Origin of the sequence: Dyella koreensis (assembly GCF_044904565.1) — a bacterium.
GTDB lineage: Bacteria > Pseudomonadota > Gammaproteobacteria > Xanthomonadales > Rhodanobacteraceae > Dyella_D > Dyella_D koreensis.
In genome coordinates, this window is sequence record NZ_JADIKD010000012.1 from 485,385 (window position 1) to 506,999 (window position 21,615).

12 protein-coding genes are annotated in these 21,615 nt (G+C 61.8%); 5 read left to right on the top strand and 7 right to left on the bottom strand.

Annotated features, from left to right (window positions below; genetic code table 11):
• Positions 1 to 1,542, top strand: a complete 1,542-nt coding sequence (locus ISS97_RS17300; RefSeq protein WP_379983354.1) for an efflux transporter outer membrane subunit — start codon at positions 1 to 3, stop codon at positions 1,540 to 1,542.
• 85 nt (positions 1,543 to 1,627) lie between these two features.
• Here the strand turns inward: ISS97_RS17300 and ISS97_RS17305 are convergent, their stop codons facing one another.
• Entirely contained in the window at positions 1,628 to 3,589 is a 1,962-nt protein-coding gene (locus ISS97_RS17305; RefSeq protein WP_379983740.1) for a MacB family efflux pump subunit, read from the bottom strand.
• Positions 3,589 to 4,782 carry an efflux RND transporter periplasmic adaptor subunit gene (locus ISS97_RS17310; protein ID WP_379983353.1) on the bottom strand — a complete coding sequence of 398 codons (1,194 nt, stop codon included), beginning with the start codon at positions 4,780 to 4,782 and terminating at the stop codon, positions 3,589 to 3,591. Before ISS97_RS17310 ends, ISS97_RS17305 begins: the two co-directional genes overlap by 1 nt.
• A gap of 963 nt (positions 4,783 to 5,745) precedes the next feature.
• On the opposite strand from ISS97_RS17310, the gene ISS97_RS17315 reads away from it, so the two are divergent.
• Positions 5,746 to 6,537 (top strand): hypothetical protein, encoded by a 792-nt coding sequence (locus ISS97_RS17315; RefSeq protein WP_379983351.1) that lies wholly within the window; start codon positions 5,746 to 5,748, stop codon positions 6,535 to 6,537.
• Between the two features lie 130 nt (positions 6,538 to 6,667).
• Here ISS97_RS17315 and ISS97_RS17320 read toward each other — a convergent pair whose 3' ends face one another.
• The 4 genes from ISS97_RS17320 to ISS97_RS17335 all read right to left on the bottom strand — a co-directional run bounded on the left by ISS97_RS17320 (position 6,668) and on the right by ISS97_RS17335 (position 15,872).
• Complete coding sequence (locus tag ISS97_RS17320) at positions 6,668 to 7,048, bottom strand: response regulator (RefSeq protein ID WP_379983349.1); 381 nt, start codon at positions 7,046 to 7,048, stop codon at positions 6,668 to 6,670.
• Positions 7,049 to 7,207: 159 nt separating this feature from the next.
• Positions 7,208 to 10,372, bottom strand: a complete 3,165-nt coding sequence (locus tag ISS97_RS17325; protein ID WP_379983348.1) for a TonB-dependent receptor — start codon at positions 10,370 to 10,372, stop codon at positions 7,208 to 7,210.
• Between the two features lie 361 nt (positions 10,373 to 10,733).
• Complete coding sequence (locus tag ISS97_RS17330) at positions 10,734 to 12,530, bottom strand: hypothetical protein (RefSeq protein ID WP_379983347.1); 1,797 nt, start codon at positions 12,528 to 12,530, stop codon at positions 10,734 to 10,736.
• A 180-nt stretch (positions 12,531 to 12,710) separates the two neighbouring features.
• Complete coding sequence (locus tag ISS97_RS17335) at positions 12,711 to 15,872, bottom strand: TonB-dependent receptor (protein ID WP_379983346.1); 3,162 nt, start codon at positions 15,870 to 15,872, stop codon at positions 12,711 to 12,713.
• Between the two features lie 328 nt (positions 15,873 to 16,200).
• Between ISS97_RS17335 and ISS97_RS17340 the strand changes: the two genes are divergently transcribed.
• Both ISS97_RS17340 and ISS97_RS17345 read left to right on the top strand, forming a co-directional pair.
• Positions 16,201 to 16,902 (top strand): response regulator, encoded by a 702-nt coding sequence (locus ISS97_RS17340; protein WP_379983345.1) that lies wholly within the window; start codon positions 16,201 to 16,203, stop codon positions 16,900 to 16,902.
• Positions 16,887 to 18,053: a sensor histidine kinase gene (locus tag ISS97_RS17345; protein ID WP_379983344.1), complete on the top strand. Its 1,167-nt coding sequence runs from the start codon at positions 16,887 to 16,889 to the stop codon at positions 18,051 to 18,053. The genes ISS97_RS17340 and ISS97_RS17345 overlap by 16 nt, the downstream gene beginning before the upstream one ends.
• A 129-nt stretch (positions 18,054 to 18,182) precedes the next feature.
• Here the strand turns inward: ISS97_RS17345 and ISS97_RS17350 are convergent, their stop codons facing one another.
• A complete protein-coding gene (locus ISS97_RS17350; RefSeq protein ID WP_379983343.1) occupies positions 18,183 to 18,587 on the bottom strand; it encodes a hypothetical protein in 405 nt (134 codons plus the stop codon).
• A gap of 522 nt (positions 18,588 to 19,109) precedes the next feature.
• Here ISS97_RS17350 and ISS97_RS17355 point away from each other — a divergent pair.
• Positions 19,110 to 21,203 (top strand): TonB-dependent receptor, encoded by a 2,094-nt coding sequence (locus tag ISS97_RS17355; RefSeq protein WP_379983342.1) that lies wholly within the window; start codon positions 19,110 to 19,112, stop codon positions 21,201 to 21,203.
• Positions 21,204 to 21,615: the final 412 nt, after the last annotated feature.

Sequence of the window (21,615 nt, forward strand, 5' to 3'; positions counted from 1 at the left end):
ATGCGCCTACTCGCCAAGTCGCACCTGCACCTCATGGTGGTCGCCGGCATCGTGCTGGCACTTGCCGGCTGCAAGGTCGGCCCCGACTACCACCGTCCCGCCGCACCCAAGGCTACCCGCTACGCGCCCGAAGCACTGCCGGACACGACCGTATCGGCGCCGGTGCAGGGCGGTGAGGCGCAGCGCCTGGTCACCTCCATGGGTATTCCGGATCAGTGGTGGGCGCTGTTTCGCTCCCAGCCCCTCAATGCGCTGATCGACGACGCGCTCAAGCACAACGCCGACATCGAGGCAGCCCATGCAGCCCTGCGGGTCGCGCAGGAAATGGTCCATGCGCAACGCAGCACGTACCTGCCGACCGTCACGGCCGGCGTCAACCCCACACGCCAAGATACGCCCAAGGATCTGGCCAGCCCCCTCACCTCAGGCAAGAGCCTGTATAGCCTTATCACGGCACAGGTCAGCATTTCCTACCTGCCGGATGTGTGGGGCGGCAATCGCCGCCAAGTGGAATCGCTGACGGCGACGGCCAACGCCCAGCGCTTCCAGTTGGAAGCGGCCTATCTATCGCTCACTAGTAACCTGGTCAATGCCGCGATCGGAGAAGCCTCGCTGCGCGCGCAGATCGACACCACGCAGCGAATCATCGATCTACAGACGCAGGTGCTCGACACGTTGAAGCGCCAGTACGCGCTCGGCGATGTGCCAGAGACAACGGTGGCCGCGCAGGTCGCTGCGCTCGAGCAAAGCCGTGCCGCGCTACCGCCACTGCAAAAGCAGTTAGCCCAGCAACGTGACCTCCTGGCCGCCTTGAGTGGACGTACACCAGACCACGCCCTCGACGCGACGTTCACCCTTGACCGTCTGCAGCTGCCCACCGACCTGCCAGTGAGTCTGCCGGCGCAACTGGTCGAGCAGCGCCCCGATGTACGCACCGCCGCAGAACAGTTGCATGCCGCCAGCGCGGACGTCGGCGTCGCCGTCGCCAATCGCCTGCCCAATGTACAGATCGACGCCAACTTCGGCCGCACCTCCGTCAAGACACGGACCTTGTTCGCAGGTGGCGCTGGCTTCTGGGCCTTGCGGACCAATGTCACGCGGCCACTGTTCGATGGTGGGGCATTGAAGCACAAGCAGCGCGCCGCCGAGGCGGCCTATCAGCAAGCGGCCGCGCAGTACCGGGGTGCGGTGATCGCCGCCGCACAAGAAGTGGCTGACACACTTCATGCCATTCAAGCGGATGCGGAAACGCTGGTCGCCGTGGAACGCGCCGAGCGTGCCGCCGCACGTAGCCTGGCCATTGCCCGGCGCCAACTGGCGTGGGGGGATCTCAGCGCAAGCGCTGTGTTGACCACGGAATTGGCCTGGCAGCAGACCGCGCTGGCTTTGGTGCAAGCCCGAGCCGCCCGTCTGACGGATACCGTGGCGCTGTTCCAGGCACTGGGGGGCGGTTGGTGGAACCGACGTACGGTGACACCCTCCAACGATGGCAAAGGTGTTCGCGTGACGAAGCGACTGGCGCAGGTTCCTGACGGCTCCTAGACCGCCGTCCGCCGCGTTGTTGCGCAAAGCTCCGCTCGATGGCTTACCACAGACTGTCCACGCTTGGTCGGAAATACGCGTGCGCCTATTCCCTTGCCAAGGCATCGACGGGATCCAGACGTGACGCATGGCGGGCCGGCAGGAAGCCGAAGATCAAGCCAATAAGCATCGAGCACGTAAACGCGGCCACCATGGAGGGCAAGGAAAACACCATGCGAAGACCATAGCTACCACCGGGTGTCACCATCCACCCCAACACGAGCGCGAGCGCGACACCAGCGATGCCGCCCATGACACAGACCAGGACGGCCTCGATCAGAAATTGCTGCATAACATCTGAGGGCCGCGCGCCCACCGCCATGCGAACCCCAATTTCCTGGGTGCGCTCGGTCACGGATACCAACATGATGTTCATGACACCAATGCCGCCGACCACCAGCGAAATCACCGCAATGGCCGTAATAAGCATCGCCAAGGCCGCGCTGGTCTTCGTGATGGCTTGACGAATCTGGTCGGCGTTGAAGATATAGAAATCCTTGACGCCGTGCCGTCGCGTCAGGAACTGCGTCACGGCCTGCTGGGCGGCCTTGCTGGAAATGCGATCGCTGATCCGAACGATGACGCTCTCCAGGGACTGGTTGCCCAAGATCCGGGTGGTGGCGGCCGTATAGGGGATATAGATGGTGAGATTGGCGTTGCGGGTAGCCCCGAGCGATTTGGACTCCAGTATCCCCACCACCTTGGTGGGCAATCCACCCAGCAGGATCACCGCATTGAGCGCATCGCCGCGACGGTGGGGAAATAAGGTGGACAGGGTTTTCTGGTCGATGATGGCCACCTGAGCCGCCCGTTGCACGTCATCGTTGCTGAACCACCGACCGTCGGCCAACGCAAGTCCACGCACCCGGAAGAAGTCCGCGCCTACCCCACTGACTTGCGCCTGCGCGGTCAGCTGGCGGTACCGCGCTTTGACATCCAGCGATACATTGGGCGTGGCGCTGTCGACATAGGGTTGCGTAGCCAGGGCGTGCACATCGGCCACCGTCAATGTCTGAATCAGGGCGGCGTACGGATCACCGAAGTCCTTGCCTGGATAGATTTCCATGGTGTTGGTACCTAGCTCGCTGATTTGCGCCAGCACTTGGCGCTGAGTCCCCTGCCCGATGGCGACCACGGAGACCACGGACGCGATACCAATGATGATGCCCAGCATGGTGAGCGACGTGCGTAGCCGATGCGCCGCCATGGCCAGGAGCGCCATATGCAGCGCATTGGCAAAACGATCCGCCACGGTCCACCACGCGCTCCTTGGCAATGTGGCGTTGTTGTTCCGAACCAAGGAACGAGGCACCCCATGCTGCCCGGTAGATTGGTCGGAGACGATACGGCCGTCGCTGATCTTAATGATGCGCTGGGTGTGCGCTGCAATGTCCGGGTTATGCGTGACAATGATGATCGTGTGGCCCTCGGCATGCAGGGCCTGAAGAAGTTCGAGAACCTGCATCCCGCTGGCCGTATCAAGCGCGCCGGTCGGCTCATCGGCCAAGATCACTTCACCGCCATTCACCAGTGCACGCGCCAGGGACACGCGCTGCTGCTGTCCACCGGAAAGCTGAGGGGGGCGATGATGTTCTCGCGCCTGCAATCCCAGCCGCTCCAGTAACTCCGTGGCCCGCGCCCGTCGAACTGCCGGTGCATGCCCCGCGTACAAGGCGGGCATCTCTACGTTGCCCAGCGCGGTCAATTTGGGCAAGAGGTGATAGCGCTGGAAAACAAAACCAAAATGCTCCCGCCGCAAGGCCGCCAAGGTCTCCGGAGAGGCATCGGCCGTGCCTTGTCCGGCAATGAGGTAATGGCCTTGGCTGGGGCGATCCAGACAGCCAAGAATATTCATGAGGGTGGACTTGCCCGATCCGGACGGCCCCATGATCGCGACCATTTCACCGCGCCGGATGGTCAGATGGATATTCCGCAACGCCTCCGTCACTGTGTCGCCGGTCGTATAGGACCGCGAGACGCCGTGTAATTCCAGCAAGGCGTCGGGTATCACGACCCGAAGTCCATGAGCGAGGGCGCGGCATCGGCGGGGGCTTTGGAGGCGTCCCCGAGGACCACGCGTTCGCCCAAGCGTAAGCCGGAGCGAACCTCCGCCTGGGCATTGTTATTAAGGCCCACGTCCACGCGGCGACCGTCCCGATGCCCCTTAGCATCGATGACCTGAACAAGATAGATCGCCGGGGCGACCCGCTCCCCCAGAGCCGCTGAGGGAATCGTCATAACGTGCTCAACCTTCGCGAGCAAGACTGACACCTGTACCGTCATCGAGGGTCGTAGCACCCCGCGTGGGTTAGGCACCTCAAAGATGGCATGGTAATAGATGGCGGCATTGCCACTTGTCCCCGTAGCCTCGCTCGCCAACGTGGTCGGACCCGGCTCGATACGCTCGATATGCGCATTGTGCCGCTGCTCCGGCGCTCCCAAGGTGGTGAACCAGACCGACTGCCCCTTGGTCAGCTTGGACACGTCCGCTTCTGAGATTTCCGCACGTACCACCATCGTGTCCAAGTCCGCGAGCACGACGATGGTCGGGGTCGATTGAAACGCATTGAGAGTCTGCCCTTGCTTGGTCACGATGGCGACTACCGTGCCATCAATCGGCGCCGTGATACGGGTATAACTCAGGTTGATACGCGCCGTGTCGACCTGCGTCTTCGCCTGCTCAATTTGCGCCGCCAAGGAGGCGATTTCGGCCTGAATGACTTTTACCGCAACCTCCGCGTTGTCATAGTCCGCACGAGGAGTGAATCCTTTGCCAATAAGAGTTCGCTGTCGTTCTAGGATCAAGCGGGCCTGCGATAGTGCCGCGCGGCGGGCATCACGTTGCGCTTGCAGCGAGGTCACGGCGGCTTCGGCATTTTGCAAGGCCGACGTCTGCTGCTGCGCATCCACTTCCGCGATGAGTTGCCCGGCGTGCACACGATCCCCTGACGCGACATGCAGGCGATTGATACGTCCGGTGACTTGCGCCCCGACATGCACGAGTTCTCGGGGCTGCACCTTACCGATCGCCATGACGGTCTGTTCGATCGTCCCAATGGTCACCGTGGCGGTCACCACATCCGCATCAGCGCGCGGGGTGGAACGGCCGACCAGCACGATCAACGCCACGCCCACACCAAGTACGATCGCCACCACCCAGGCGACCCGCGATCCGTAGCCCTTGGCGCGGATCGCCATCATGGCGCCGCATCCGCTGGCAGGCATGACCCCATCGCCCGCCTGCCCTGTCGGCGCCGGTCGCTGGATCGCGACCACGCAGTGATCGAACGGGACGGTCGCGGTGCCCGACGCGCTCCTTGAGATACGCACTTACGGCACGCCTCCTTCAGCCTGGCCCGCGGCATGTCGGGCCGCGCGGCATGACCTGCACGAGGGATCACCGTGGGGTCATCCACGCTCACAAAAGAAGAACGCATTTCAAGGCACCGGGTGTTTTACGTTGGAGGGTTGGGGGACGCGGAACGTCCTGCCACTGTAGGGACTTGTGTGGACAAATCGTCCCAACACGATGACGCGGTTATGGAAGAACCGTGGCAGGTCGGCACCCGATGCTTTCGTAAGGCCTACCGCTGAGGGACGTCCGAACACGGTAAGGGCGGCCGTGCTAGCTGGCTCGTCGATGAATTGCTGCGATGGCCTACACCCGAAGCACATGATCGGACCACAGTTCGTCCATGCGACGTCGCTAGTTTGCAGTCGGCAAAGCTTCCCTTTGCTCCGGCATCGCCGGTTCCCCTCCGACCCCTGAAGGACAATTCCATGAAACGTATCGCCATCCTGAGTATGTGCATGCTGCTGGGCGTAGCCAGTCAAGCCAGTTTGGCCACCGGGGCTCCCGCGCCGATGGGCCAGGCGAAATCGGCCGAACCGGCCAAGACGACCCCCAGCTCGTCCACCGTCCCTCGCACGCCGAACCGCCCTTGGGGCTCTGTGCAGTCACCGAAAGTCAGCCCGCCGGCGCCGGCTGCCGGCAATACGCCGCCGAACTCGTCACGCAAGGCGCCCCGCCTGCCCCCCAGGAAAGACGGGACCGGCGGTCACTAATTCCGCCAAATGAAGTGCCAGCAACAGGAGGTTTCTGGCGACAGGGTTCACCGAACTCGCATCCCCCTGCGAGTTCGGATTCCTCAGGAATCCATTGCAATGTCTTACGTAACCAGCCGTGCCGTGCGCGTGACGCATGCCTATGACGCATTGTTTGGAGCGTTGCAGTTGACATCGGGCCTCCAACACTTGCATAGCCACGATCTTGGACTGCTCTTTGATGCTGCCTACACCGCCTTGCTGTACAGCCATGCCCCCAAGTACCTGAGGGACATGCAGCAGGATCTGGACGAGCTACTAACGCGTGCCCACGCGCAACCGCGTCACCTCCTCGAAATGCATGGCGCCTTGGTCCTGATGCGTGACTTCGACGCGGCCCGTGCGCTTCGACAACGCTATCCGCAGGTTCCTTTTGAAGCGATACCGACCATTACTACGTTGTCACGACGGTGTCATCCCGCCACCCCCAACGTCTTCGCCTGGGAGCCGAGCACACAGTCCTTGCGGTGTCGACCCGCGCTGTACGAAGCAGCCGCATGCATTCTCGTGCTAGCCGCGCCGTCATGTGCGATGTCGCAAGCGGCCCTTCGCCTGATTGAGCAGGATCCGGTGCTCCATGCCGTTTTCAAGACTCATGCGGCATGGCTGATCCCCCCGCGAAGCACCCTGGATCTGGAGGCGATGGTGCATTGGAATAGCGCGCATCCACAGGCCGCCCTGGTTCTCATGCATCACGCCAGCGACTGGCCGATAGCCAGCCCTTTCAAAACCCCCACGTTCTGTTTCCGACGAGCCAACGGCATGACTCGGATTGTGACCGCCATGCCGCTGCCGGCACTGGGGCTGGCCCTGCATCGTGAGATCGTGGCCGCACACCTACCGTCCGGATAAGTGAACGGCACTCACCCCCGGCGGTCTCGCTAGCTAGCACCGCGATGTCTTTCCTTCGCCGCTTGGTGGAGGGTGGCCCACTGGCGATCAACGCTCTCTAGGTTCCGACTCGCGACCACCCGACTGCGACCTATGAGGAATGGGTGGCGTGCTGCAGCAGTGCATGGACTCGGCCCACCAGTAGGTCGAGATCGAACGGTTTCAAGAGCATGTCCATCCCCGGCTGCGCTAAGACCCCATCGTGCGACAAGGCCAGAGTTTCGGGATGCCGGGTCGTGAACAGCACGCACAATTCCGGGCGACGCCCACGCGCCATGGCCACCATGGTGCGGCCATCAAGCAGTGGCAACTGAACTTCCGTGACCACCAGACGGATCGACGATTCCGTCCGCAGGATCATCCATCCCTCCTGACCGTGCGCCGCGGTGATCACCGCGTGGCCATGCCGCCGCAAGCGGCTGGCCGTCCGTCGGCGTAGGGAGCAGTCATCGTCGACGAGAAGAAGGGTCACGGGGAAGCGCGTCAGGTTCGAGGTAGTCCCCGGATCGGAGCCCCGCCTTGGCCCTCACGCGTTCCACGCATCCCCAGGATGAAATCAACGAACAGCGATGGCCCACGGAAAAGCCATCACCGATCGCGGTGATGGCTTTTCGACGTCCTTGCGAAGGCTTCAGAGCGAGAAATCGTACTGCGCAGACAGTCGGACGTAGCGCGGCGCGGTGAACCCCTGGATACCGCCGTACATATTGTTCGGCGAACCACCACGCGCACTGCCATTAGCATTCGTGCCCACCACGCCACCGATCGCGGTCTCGTCAATTGACGTGGCGCGCTGCTGGTTGAACACATTGAACACGTCGATCCCCAAGGCTAGCTTGTGGTTAGCGAAGGCCGGACGCCACTGTGCGCCCAGATCCAAGCGGTAGCTCCATGGCAGAGTCCCCCCGGCCCCGCGTGGCGACACTTTGCCATAGCAAACATGGTAACCGCCTTGGTCACCGGCGCGCGCCATGTAACCCGCCGGATCGGTGTAAACCCCATCCCCGCCCGGGAACCAAGGACCCAAACAGTTCTTCGGACGGCCCGAAGTCACCGTCACGGTGCTGCTGATCAACCACTCCGGGGTCAGCTGCCAGTACCCAAACGCGCGCACGGCGTGGCGACGATCGTTCGGCAGGTTGCCGCTGGCAAAACGCATAAATTCCGGGAAATCCCAGTCCTGCGAAGCAGCCACGTCTTCCTGCACGATATCGGACTTCACCTGACCTTCGGTATTGCCCCAGTTGTGGGACCAGATGTAGTCCACACGACCATACCAGGTGCCGTCGAACGGATGCTCCGCGTACAAGTCCAGCGCCAAGTACTTACGCTTGGTCTTTGGCATACCGAAATCACGCGCACTCAACTGCACATGACGTAGCACCGCTGGCGCACCGGAAGGCGCTACGTTGACGTCGAATTCCGCCCCCCGTCCCGGATTGAAAATCACACCGGGGTAGGCAATCCGATCAATGCAGTCGGCGACACTACTGTAATCCTGGTAGTGACTGGCCAGATACGCGCAGACCGGCCGCGAATCGGAGGTGTCGTCGACCTGCGATTTCAGCTGGCGATAGGTTGCGCGCGCGCCGACCGTGAACGACGGTGTGAGCTGCTGATCCGCACCCACGATGAATTCATCCTGGTAGTGCGAACGTAGATCCTTGATACGTGCCGTGCGGGGATCGCGCGGTTGACCGAACTCCGCGTTCGGCGAGGTTTCCGGGCCCAGCGCTACGAGATTGAGCGGCAGATCGGTCTTCGGATCAATGCCACTGTAGGTGAAGTTCTGCTGGGTATTGAGTGAACCACCCGCACCGCGAATGGCCACCCCGTTCGGCAGGGCCAAGTAGTAACGGCCGGCGTTCGCATAGATCTTCAGGCTGGCATCGCCCCGGACGTCCCAACTGACGCCCAAGCGCGGCGCCCACTGGTTGCTCTGCTGCATGAAGACCTGGCCAGCACTGTTGTAGTTCTTGAACGACTCATTGCGCACGCCCAGATAGGCCAGCCAGCGATCCGTCACCTGCCAATGATCTTCGAGATAATACGCATCCAGTTCGAGCTTGTAGTTGCCGCCTTGCTTATGCTTAATCAGCTGCACGGTATTGTCCGACCCATACAGCCACATGCCACGATATTTGTCGGAGTTGACGTAGGCCTCACCCGCCGCCGTATTCAAGGTCTGCCGATCCACGCCACCGCGCAGATCATGGCTGCCCAGGCGGTATTCCAGATCCAATCGCCATCCCTTGGTCTTGTTGATGGTGTCGTAGGGCACGACCCCCAGCGGCTGATAGGCATGGTACTGATCCCGCACTGCAGGGGGGGCATCGTCCGATACCCGCACGAGTGGATAGTCCGGGATATTGGCGAGGTTGGGCTGGAAAGTACGACTTTCGCCGTAGAGCGCCGTCACCGTGAAATCGTCGGTGATGTAGCCGGTGTACTTGCCTAAGTACAGCTCGTTGTTGTTCTTGACGCGCCCGTCGGCCTTCGCGTTATACGCCAACGGCGACAGCGTGACATTGCTCCAGCCGTAGGTCTTGCGGCTGCTTTGCGAATTGTCCTGCAGCGCGGTCAGTTCCAATAGGTGGCTGTCCGTAATGTTCCAGTCCAGCTTGGCGTACCACTTCGTCGCTTTGTCATGGTCCGTGCGGAAACCGCCATTCTTGTTTTGAGCACCGGAGGGTGTCAGCGCACCCGCCGCGGTGTAGGTTGCGTCGCCCGTCGCCAGCACGCCTGATTGATCGGTCTTGGTGAAGTCCGCCGCGCCGAAGAAGAACAGGCGATCCTTGATCAGGGGGCCACCCAACCAAGCGGCATAGTTGAACTGACCAAACGTATTGTCAGCACGATAGCGGCGCAGCTTGCCGTTGGAGCCGAAAGGCTGGTTGATGCCCTGCTCAGCCGACAGCAAGTTGCCGTCCGCATCGCGGTGATTGAACGGCCCCGGCCCCAGCGCCAGCGAGCCCGCATCGGGATGATCCGGGTAGTAGTAGTTACGCGGACTAGCGCGTAAGGAGTCAGGATTCCAGAAGGCCGCCACGCCGCCCTTCCATTCGTTGGTGCCGCGCTTGCCTACCAGGTTGATGAAACCGCCGGTGCTGTGACCGAACTCTGCACCCGCGCCGCCGAGCAGGATCTGCTGCTGATCGATCGCACCGAACGGCAGCTCGAAGAAAGTCTCGTTGGTCAGGGGATTGGTGACGTTGTAGCCGTTGATCGTGTAAGCATTCTCGGAGATGCCGGAGCCGCCAATCGCCAATCCGTCGTTGACGAAACGGTTGTCTCCCGGCACCACGCCCGGGGCGAGCAAGGCCACGGCCAGAACGTTGCGTGCCACCGGGATTTTGGCTAGCTGATCCGCGGTAAACACCGTGCGCGTGTCCACCGACGACACGTCGATGGACGGCAAGGCCGAGGCGACAACCGTTACCTTCTCCAGGGTTTTGGCATTCACGCCACCGAACGAGACTTCGGAATTGCCAGCGATCGAGACGTTGACACCGTCGCGGCTGTCCACTCGCTGATCCCCCTTCAGCAAAGTGACCTTGTAATGACCTACCGGCAAGGACGCCGCGCGGTAACGACCGTTGCTATCCACCGCGATGGTGCGCGTCAGTCCGTTATCGGTATTTTCGATCTGCACGGCAGTGCCGGCACCGGCGGTCACCTGGCCGTAAATGGCGCCGGCGGCATTGGACTGCGCCCATGCGGTGCCGCCGAAGGCGAAAGCCAGTGCCACGGCCATGGCGGAACGCCGCAAGGTGACCTTGCGTTGCATCGAATACATATTGTTCTCCCCTCGTAGTGCTTAACAGCGATAAAGAGCCGGCAATGTCCTGGCTCCGGTACGTTCGGTGGCTCCAGCGATGTGGATGGATGCGACGTGGTACGTGCCTCTGACCGATGTCGAGTGGGCATCGGCCACCCGAGCAGCGCGGAAATTTATGGAAAACTAACTTAGGTACATTGATGGAGATTTCATGGATGAAGCATGGATGCCCCATGGACAACGCGACGATCGTGCGATGAATTGCTGCGCGGCCCCGACCGATCTCGAGCAATGAAGCGGATCCACCCAATGGGAGCCGTGCCGGCGGCATCGACACCACGACCGCGGCACTCGCCCTAGTTGTAAGCACCCGCCCACGTCACCGCGGGGGCTTACGCAGCAGATAGACCGATCCGAAATGCGCGATGGCATCCGGATGCGCGACGGGCTGATCGGGCGCATCGATGACAAGCAGTAGTTCCGCCTCGCCATAGAACGCGGCACTCTTGCCGCTGGACTGCAAATACGGCGACAGGTAGCCCGCCGCCTGCGGATCGCGTGTGAAATCGTGGGCCACCGCGACGTCGGTGAGATAGGGCACCCACATGCCGTAATAGAACGGTTGTGGCGTTGTTCCGAGCGCCACCGGTTTTGAATCCGATAGCGCGGGAAGCAGTTTCCCCAGTTGAACGAGATCAGGCGTCACGCGCCGCACCATGGACCACCGCCAGGCGCGGCGAACCATCAGGGCGGAGGCCACCACCATGATTGACGCAAAAGCGATGGCGAGAGCGGAAGCCCAGTGGATCCAACGCTCTCCCGATTCCGGGGGAGATCGAATGCCCGGCACGGGCAAGGTGAGTAGCAAAACGCCCAATAGAAGTGTGACGAAATATTCGGAGATCTTGAAGCCCCCGTAGTCAAACCCGCAGGCCACCATGGCGACCTGCGCCACGATGAAGGCCATGAGCACGCCGCCCAGCAGCGAACGCACCTTCCCGGTGGCGTCCCCTTGCCTCATGACGCGCCATCGGAGCAGGTACACCAATAGCGCCGCTCCGAACAGCGGCATCCCGGCATACATACGCCCATACAGTTCCGCATCGACTTGGGTGAGGGTCCAGGTCGTGCGATAGACCATCCAGGCACCCTGCGCGGCCCACGGCAACATGAGACCTGCCGTGATCAGTTCACCGATCAACCAGCCAGCCTCCGTCATCACTACCCGCAGGGAACGCACGGCGAACCCGTAGCCGAGTACGCCCAGTACTCGTGCTAAACCCGCCACGGCCAACAATTCGGGGTAACCCGACAACAGACTCCCCAGCAGCAACACCCCCGCCAGGAAGCTGGGGATGGCGCGTGGCACCAAGGCAAGAGCCACATACGCGGTGGCCGCCGCCAAGTGCAGCCCATTGGCATAGTTGGAATTGATCGCGACATGCCACAGCATCGGGCAAGCTAACGCGTAGACCAGCACGATCAATCCTGTGGTCAGCGAACGCACGCGCCAACCGTTCGGAAGGAAAGCCAGCACCGATAACCCCGCCAGCAACACCCCCGCGGCCTGCAGCGCGTTGTAAAAGTAGAGTGGATCACGCCGCCCTAAGGCACTAAACCACGCCAACAGGCCTTCGGCCGCGGGACGAGGCTGCATCGCCTCCGTCCCAAAATAACCTCGACTGATGGTGTACACCGGATGCTCGGGCGAGACATCCGCCGCACCATGAAACGCGTGCTCCAGCATGTATCGCGCACTGGAGGTAAAGGTGAAGCTATCGGCATTCCGCGTCCCCTCGAACTGCAACGCATCGCCGAAGAGGATGGGGGCGATCAAACACACGTCCGCCACGATGACAGCCACCGCCAGAGCACATAGCATCTTTCCGTGAGCGACCAGCAAATACCAAGCATTGGCGCGAACACTACGCGCGGCCCACGACAGCAGGATAAAGGCCATCACTCCCGACAGTATCCATGGCGACGCTACTCCGATGGGCCAATACACCTGCGCCGCACGGCACGCGATCAACAACACCGCCAACCCTAAAGCAGCGGCAAAACCGATCGCGCGCAGCTGTCGCCCCAGGCCGAGGCCGACGGCAAGCGGGTAACCGATGAGCAAAGGCAACAGCAGGCCCATGCTTCCCGCAAAAACGACGGACTCAAACGCCATAGTGGCTCCAATGACCAGGCAACGAACGCGGGCGACTGCCCTTCCCCGTCGGTAGGTGGAAGGTCACTTTGCGTTGGCGCACCCTCGCCGCCATGCCGCAAAAAAGTGGCCGCCGTGGGAAGGAGGCGGCCAAACGGGGAGTTCACGTCGAATGCCTCGACGTCGTTGCTGTTATGGGTGTTATAGGGAAAAGTCGTACTTCACGGCCATACGGACAGAGCGCGGCGACATGGTTCCGAGCGTGGCCCCATAGACCGTATTGGCCGTCCCGGCCTGATCGATGGCACTCTCGTTGATCGTGATCTTGCGCTGGCTGTTGGTGACGTTGAACACGTTCATCTCAAACGCCAAGCGCTTGTCGGCGAACGCCGGACGGTATGACACGCCCAGATCCAACTGGTAAGTCCAAGGCAAGTTACCTATCGCCCCGCGGGGCGAGGCCTTGCCGTAACACACGTGGTACGCGCCGATGCCGTTACTGCCGATATAGCCACTCGGATCGGTATCGCCCGTGGCATCCGGGAACCATTCGCCCAAGCAGTTCTTCGGACGACCGGAGTTGGCGAGCACGGTGCCACTCACCATCCACTCCGGGGTCAGCTGGTAGTAGCCGAAAGCGCGAATCTGGTGGCGTCGATCATTGGGCAGATTGCCATTGGCGAATCGCATGAACTCCGGAAAATCCCAATCCTGCGACGAAGCCACGTCGGCTTGTGCCAGGTCGGACTTGATTTGCCCTTCGGTATTGCCGTAGCTGTGCGACCAGGTGTAGTCGACACGACCGTACCACCGGCCATCAAACGGGTGCTCAACATAGAGATTAAGCGCCGTGTATTTGCGCTTCGGGGCGGGCATACCCAAGTCGCGAGCACTCAGCACCACATGGCGCAGATCGGGCTTGCCAGTCGGATCCCGCGCATAGTTGTGCACATCGACATTGAAGTCGGCGCCGCTACCCGGATTGAAGATCAGCCCCGGGTAACCCAGACCACCGGCGGCGGGGCCCGCGTTACAGGTCGCCTCGCTGCCACCGTAAAGATCACGGTAATGGCTGACCAAGTACTTGCATACCGGGCGTGGGTCGGAGGTGTCATCAATCTGCGAGCGCAGAATGCGATAGGTGGCACGTGCGCCGACGGTAAACTCCGGGGTCAGCTGCTTATCGAAGCCCAGAATGAATTCATCCTGGTAGTGGGCTCGAATGTCCTTGGTTCGTACCGTCGACGGATCGCGCGGGGTACCGAACTCCGCATTCGGCGATAGCACCGGCGTGAGCGGGCGCAGACCGGTAGGCAGGTCCGTGGCCGGATCAATCCCCGTGAAAGAGAACCACTGCGTCGTGTTCAGCGATCCTCCGGCGCCACGCACGGCCACCCCGTTCGGTAGACCCAAGTGGTAGCGTCCGGCATTGGCGTACACCTTCAGCGTGGCATCGCCGTTCACATCCCAGCTGAGGCCCAGACGTGGCGCCAGCTGATTGCTCTGCTTCATGAAGGTCTGGCCGAAGCGGTTGTAGTTCTGAAACGACTCGTTTCGCAGACCGATATACGCCAGCCAGTGATCGTTGATCTGCCAACGGTCCTCAATGTACTGGGCGTTCAATTCCGTCCTGTAGTTCCCTCCCAACTGGTGCTTGATCAGTCGAACCACCCCATTGGGATCGGTCGACCGCGGATACCCCGCCGGTAACGCGGCATTGGGCTCGTAGCGCCATAGCCCACCGTACTTGTCCTGATTGGCGTACATCTCGCCGGTGGTGGACTTGAGGGTCTGACTATCGATACCGACGCGCAGGTCATGCGCACCGAGGCGATACTCGACATCCAGGCGCCACCCTTCGGTCTTGTCGTGCTTGCCGGTGGAGAGGTTGCTGTACGGCTGGTAGTTGTGCATCCGCCCCACGACCGGACTGGCGGCGTTAGCGCGCACCAAGGGGAAGTCGGGTGCCACGGTCAACTGCGGCTGCTTGCTTTCGCTCTGCCCGTACAGCGCGGTAACGGTCAGGTTGTCGGTGAGGTACCCCGTGTACTTGCCCAGATAGAGCGCGTTGTTGTTCTTGGTGCGCGCGACGGACGACGGTCGACCCACCTGATGCATCAGCGTGGTGTAGTCGAAACCGTAGTTGTTGGTTGTCTGTCCCAGGTTGTCTTCCATCGCCGTCAGCTCAAGCAGGTGGCTGTCGGTGATGTTCCAGTCGACCTTGGTGTACCACTTGATCGGTTTGTCCGTGTAGTTTTGCCAGCCGCTCGTGGGATTCCGAGCCGACGGCAACATCGCTCCGGTGGCTTGGTTGTAACCCACCGTGGCGGCGGGACTGCTTCGTACGCCCGTACTGACCCCTTGCCCGGTGACGCGGGTAAAATCCGCCGCACCGTAGAAGAACAGCGTGTCCTTGATCAGCGGTCCGCCCAGCGACACCGACAAGGTGGTCTCAGTCGACGTGTTCCGTTCGCGATAGAGACGCAACTTGCCATCGGACGCGTACTTTTGCGGATACCCTCCTTCGGGGTGGAGCGGATACTGCAAGTTGTTCGGCGAGGAGCGTAGGCCCGCTGGCGTCCAGAACACGGAGACATTGCCCTGCCACGTATTCGTGCCACGCTTGCCCACCACATTGATCACGCCACCGGTCGAATGACCAAACTCCGCGCCCAGGCCTCCCGTGAGCACCTGCTGCTGCTCGATCGCCGAAAAAGGCATCTCGAAATACGTTTCGTTGGTCTGCGGGTTTGTGACGTTATAGCCGTTGATGGAATACGCGTTTTCCGAAATACCCGAGCCGCCCATGGCCAGCACGTCACCTGGGAAACGACTGTCGCCGCGCACGACACCGGGTGCCAGCAACGCCGCCGCCGCCACGTTGCGTGCCATCGGAATCTTGGCCAACTGTTCGGTGGTCAACACCGTGCGCGTATCCACCGACGAGACGTCAATCTGCGGCAGCGCCGAAGCCACGACCGTCAAGCCCTCCAGCGTCTTGGCTGACGACTCGCCGCCGGTAAAAGACACTTCCGTCGCGCCGGCAATCGTGACCTGCACACTGTCCCGGCGACTAATCGTCCGTCCGTCCTTTTGCAGGCTAACGCTATAGCGACCGATCGGTAAGGACGACGCACGATAGCGGCCGTTCGCATCGACCCCGATCGTGCGTGATGAACCCGTATCGAGATTTTCAATCACGACGGCGTTGCCGGGCGCGGTGATCGCCTGGCCGAAGATAGCGCCGGACGCGTTCGACTGCGCGAAGACGGCGCCATGGCCGAACACCAGCGCCATGCCCACCACGAGCGCGGAGCGACGCAGACGAATCATGGATGGCACGGACGGAATCTGGCGATGCATGAGTTCTTCCTCGTTCGTGATGCGTAATGGCAGGGCTCGGTTAAAGCAGATCGAACCGCTGTGGCGATGACGAATCTCACCGATACCCGTCAGCGACGTGTCGGGATGAGCTGAGGACACTCGACCTAACCGCACCCGACACGCCGCAGAGGTAACGGAAAAGTAACTTACACACTGACGTGGACCTGTCGTGCGTGGCTCGTGGAGATCTCGTGGAGATTCGCCATGGAACGTTTCGGCGGAGCGGTGGTCGCTAGCGGAGCCGCCAGGAATGGGGCACGATAATTCCCAACGGCCAAATTTGGCCGTCCATTTCAATGGAACGACCGTGGCACACGTACCCCTTATTCTCATTGTCGAAGACGAGCCCGACATCGCCGACGTGCTCGACAGCTACCTGCGGCGCGATGGCTTTCAGACCCAGCGCGCCAGCGACGGCGACCGCGCACTGCAACTGCATCAACAATTGAAACCGGACCTCGTGTTGCTGGATATTCGCCTTCCGGCGCTCAGTGGCATGGAAGTGCTGCGCGAGATCCGCAAAGTGGGGGACACTCCGATCATCATGGTCACGGCCCTGGCCGATGACATGGACAAACTGGTGGCGTTGCATGTGGGCGCCGACGACTATGTGGTCAAGCCCTTCAATCCCAGCGAAGTGGTCGCGCGAGTCAAGGCCGTGTTGCGACGCCTGCATGCGGTCTCACGACAGACGCGCCCGACACGTATCGGACGCATCCAGATCGATCACGATGCGCATCTTGTCAGCGTCATCGACGACGCCGGACAGGAGCATCCACTAACTTTGACGCGCACCGAATTTCGACTGCTGGCCTACATGGGGCGCAACCCCAAGCGCTGCTTTGCGCGTCAGGACCTGATTCACGCCTGTCTGCCCGAGAGCGATGCGCTCGAGCGGGTCATCGATTCGCATCTGAGCAAGCTTCGCCACAAGCTGCAACAGGCCGGTGGTGGCTCGTTGATTGAAAGCGTGCGAGGGGTCGGCTACCGACTATGGCCCGAGTCCTGAAGCATACCTGGGTACGCCTGGGCATCTACGTCACGCTGGTCATCGTGCTGACGGTGACGGTGCTTATGACCAGTTTCTGGGGGCTGCAGGCGTTGCAGCAGCGCGAATTCCTGGGACGACTGCCGGCTAACCTGAGGACCGAACTCCAGGCGTTGGATCGCTCAGGCAACGAATTCAGCCTCCGCGCCGTGCAGATTTACAACCAGTACTGGCGTGACAATCCGTGGTACGGCGATACGGCGGCCGTCCTGCTCACCCTGATCATCTGCGCCACCTTGGCCAGCATCGTATCGTTCTGGTTGGCGCGTGTCGTGACGCGCCCGATGTCTTCCATGGCCGAAGCAGCTATGCGTATCGCCGGTGGCGACTTGACGGCCCGCGCCGAACGCGTGGCCGGCACCGGCGAACTCGTGGATTTGGTGGTCCACTTCAATCAGATGGCCACGTCGCTCGAAGCGTTGGAACACGAGCGCAAGGAGACCGCCGCGGCGATCGCCCACGAATTGCGCACGCCCTTGACGATTCTTCAGGGGCGCTTGCACGCGTTATGCGACCAGGTCATTGAAGGCACTCCGACGGAATACCAGAAGCTGCTGGATCAAGTGGTCCACCTGGGGCGTCTTGTCGAAGATCTGCGTGTCCTTTCCTTGTCCGAAGCAGGACGGCTGTCGTTGCAATGCGCGCGCTTCGACTTGGCGGCGCTGGCCGAAGATCACCTGCAGGCCTACGCGGCCCTAACCCAACAACGCGGCATCCAGACCGAACTGCAGGCCGAACTCGCCGTGGTGACGGCCGACCCGGATCGCATCCGCCAGATCCTGTCCAACCTCTTCGACAATGTCCTGCGCTACGCCGCATCCGGCGGTCTTTTACGCGTCGTGGTGACGAAAGACGCGCGATGGGCGATCCTGCAAGTCTGCGATGCCGGTCCGGGCCTGCCAACACGCCTGCAAAACCGAATGACTGTGTCGACCTACCACGAGCGGACGACGCTCACGTCGAAAATCGATCACCAAGCCGATGGCTCAGGGCTGGGCTTGGCCATTGTGCGGAGCCTGGTGCAGCAACACGGGGGGTATTTGGAAGTGCAGAACTCGCCTACCGCGGGCACCGTCTTCACGATTTCCCTCCCGCTGACCGAGTCCGGCTAGTGCTTAGTAGAAAACCAAGCGCTGGGGATGCGATTGACATCGTTACAACGCTAAGCGTTGCAACGGATAGGCGTAGCCGACCACGTGCTCCGCGAATGGTGCGCACTGCCGAGCTCACTTCCGGGAGATTCAATCATTACGCTCACCCCAGAGACGGCGATGCAGGTCGCAGCGAACCCGCCACCCGCCATGAGTGAAGAGCATGCCGGGTGCGCCACAGACCTCGCAAATACCGGCAGACACCATCTCTGCATTCTCCAGCAGCCGAAAGATGACAGCGTCAGCCCCTTCCATACGGAAGCGCAGCACGCCGAACTCCTCTCTGACCTGATGAATCACGATATAGAGGCCCTGCTCTTCCGCGTGCGCCACGATGCGGCGACTCACTGCGTGAACGACCTCGATCCAGCCATCGCCGCATTCGAACACAAAGTGCTCTCCGGCCCCCTCCCCTTCACCGGCTCCGTAAGCGGGCGGCAGTCGAAAAAGGCGAGGAAAGTCGGAGAGCAGGCGTTGCGAGTTTTCCAGGTTCATACGAAACGACAGGATCCCTGCCGACGATAGCGGGCGATCCGTACCAGACCACGGGATAACGCGGCAGCCAACGCACCGGGCGCACTTTGGCTAACCGATTATCCGGATGCTTGATGGAGATCGCATGGATGTTTGAAGCGGTTTTGATGTAGGCACAACATCCTCTCGTCGCGCCGGCCGACAAACGCGCACCACTGGCCACCCGGCGTTCATGCCCTCATGTTTCGGTTTTCGCCCTCATGCGCCGCATGATCGGGCGGCGTTGACATTGCCTGCGACAGGGCTAAGTAGCCCCACGCCATGAAGTAGGCGCGGCGGGGATTGCCACCACGCATGCTAATGATAATAATTCGCAATATCGTGCTGGCGATACCTCGTCGGTGCGGATAGACGATCCATCGCTCTTCGCCGCGACCTGACCCAGCCAGCGCCACGCCGGTTCGGCGACATCCCTTCCCTCTTCGCCTATCGCACCTTCGCGAGAAGTGCGTGCAGCTCCATGTCAGGTATCAGGCTCATTTCATGCGCATGCTCCCCCTCTCCATCGCCTTGCTCGCCGCTCTCGGTACGCCCCACGCCCGGGCAGACGACGCCGACCAAGTCAAACTGCTGCCCGGTGTGACGGTACAGGCCACCCATCCCGGAGACTATCGCGCGCCGAATGCGGTGAGCGCGACCAAGATCGACGCCGCGTTGCGCGATGTGCCACAGACCGTCAACGTGGTGCCGGCAAGTGTTCTACGCGACCAACATGCGACCTCGATCCAGGATGCCTTGAAGAACGTGCCCGGCGTTGGCTTCTCCACGGGCGACGGGCAACGCGACCAGGTGTCGATTCGCGGTTTCACCGCGATCGCAGATCAATACGTCGACGGCATCCGCGACGATGCGCTGTACTTCCGCGACCTGTCGAACATCGAGCGTATCGAGGTGATCAAGGGGCCGGCGTCGGTGTTGTACGGGCGCGGCTCGTCGGGCGGACTGGTCAACCGCATCACCAAGCAGCCCGGCATCGATGGCGGCGAAGTGGGCCTCAGCTACGGCAGTTGGGCCGATCGCCGCGGCGAACTGGATGTCGGTCACCGTTTCGGCGATGCCGGAAGCGCCTGGCGCATCACGGGCGCAACGGAGGATGCCAACAGCTATCGCGACCCGCAGTTTCTCAAGCGCCGCGCGATCGCTCCCTCCGTCCTGCTGCACCCGGGACACGACACCACGTTGCTGCTGCAAGTCGACTATCTGCAGGACAAGCGCGTGACCGATTTTGGCATCCCGGCCTATCACGGCCGGCCGGTCGATGTGCCGGCAGGGCGGTACTACGGCGCGGCCAACGCCCGTGATGTGGATACCAGCGAGTCGAAAGTGAAATCGACAACAGCCACGTTGACGCACGCCTTCAACGACCATCTTTCGCTGCGCAATGCGCTGCGCTGGTACGACTACACGCTCGATCGCAACAACACCTTGCCCGGCACGGTGAACGAGCAGGCGAAAACGGTCTCGCTCAACCGCTCGAACGTCTATCGCCACGAACATGGCTGGTTCAACCAGACCGAACTCAGCCAGCGCCTGGAAGGCGATCGGGTGACCCACGACCTGCTCTACGGCGTGGAATTGGGCCGACAAAATAAATCCTTGCTCAATCGCAGCGCGAATGGCGTAGCCACCGTCGATCTGTTCGACCCCAAGCTGCCGGTGCTGCCGCTGCAGGTGGCTCGGGCGCCTGGTGCCGATAACCTTGGTCGTTTTGATACGGCCGCCGTCTATCTGCAAGACATGCTGAGCATCGGTACGCAGTGGAAGGCGTTGCTCGGCCTGCGTTACGACCGCTTCAAGCAGGACACGGAAAATCGCTTGCCGGGCCAGCCCAACCTTTCGCGCACGGACAAGGCGTTGAGTCCGCGCGCCGGCCTGGTGTGGCAGCCATCGGCATCGCAGTCGTACTACGCGTCCTGGAGCCGCTCATTCCAGCCCTCGGGCGAAGCCTTTGCCTTGGCGGCGAACAACGCCGACATCGCGCCCGAGCGCACTCATAACACCGAAGTCGGCGCCAAGTACGACCTGCTGGATGGCCGCATCACGTTCACTGCGGCAGTGTTCCAACTGGAGCGCAGCGGCATCAAGACGACCGACCCGCTGACCCAACGGGTGTTGCCGATCGGCGAGCAGCGGACGCGCGGCGCGGAACTCAGCGCCGCTGCCGATCTCGCCGACGGTTGGCGCCTACTCGCTGGCTATGCCTACCTGGACGCACGCATCACCCATTCGGTAGCGATCGACGCAGGTCGTCCGGTCCAGGGCAAGCGTGCCACCTTGACCCCACGGCACAGCGGAAACGTGTGGGTGACCCGCTCGTTCGCGGAGCATTGGCAGCTCGGTGGTGGGCTGAACCTAGTCGGCGCCCGTCAGGCCAACCCCGGCAATACGGTCACTTTGCCGGGCTACGTCACTGCCGATGTGATGGCGCAGTACCACACGGGGCCCATCAGCTTTCAACTCAACCTCACGAACCTGTTCGACACGCGCTACATCGTGTCGGGTCACGGCAGCAGCCCCAACCTTAATCTGCCGGGCGCGCCGCGGGCAGCCAACCTGACGATGCGGTACCGGTTCTAAGTACCACCTTGGCGGACAGGATCCAGATCGCCGGTGAAGGTTTTCAAGGAGGGGAGCGTGGCTGCGCTTGCGATGTTCCCCACTTCCTTCTAGGAACACCGTAGTTCTTATATCGGCCCATACACCAACCATAAAACTGGATCACATGCTGGTAGATCGGCAACGCTCCCTCGCCGGGCGCCATAACCGTCATGAGTAGGGGCAATGCCAACATGGATCGGAGTGGCTGGATTCGCTGCATGTTGGTTCGATTGACGCGTTCCGAGCTGGGGCCGGGCTCGGCGATCGCTGCCAGAGGCAATGCATCCAAAGAAGAAAGCGCGCCATAAGTGTCGCCACATCTACAGCCGCAGACTCAGCGCACGGCTCCTTTATTCGTTATGGCGATGCCCTGGTGTCGGCGTGACTCCTG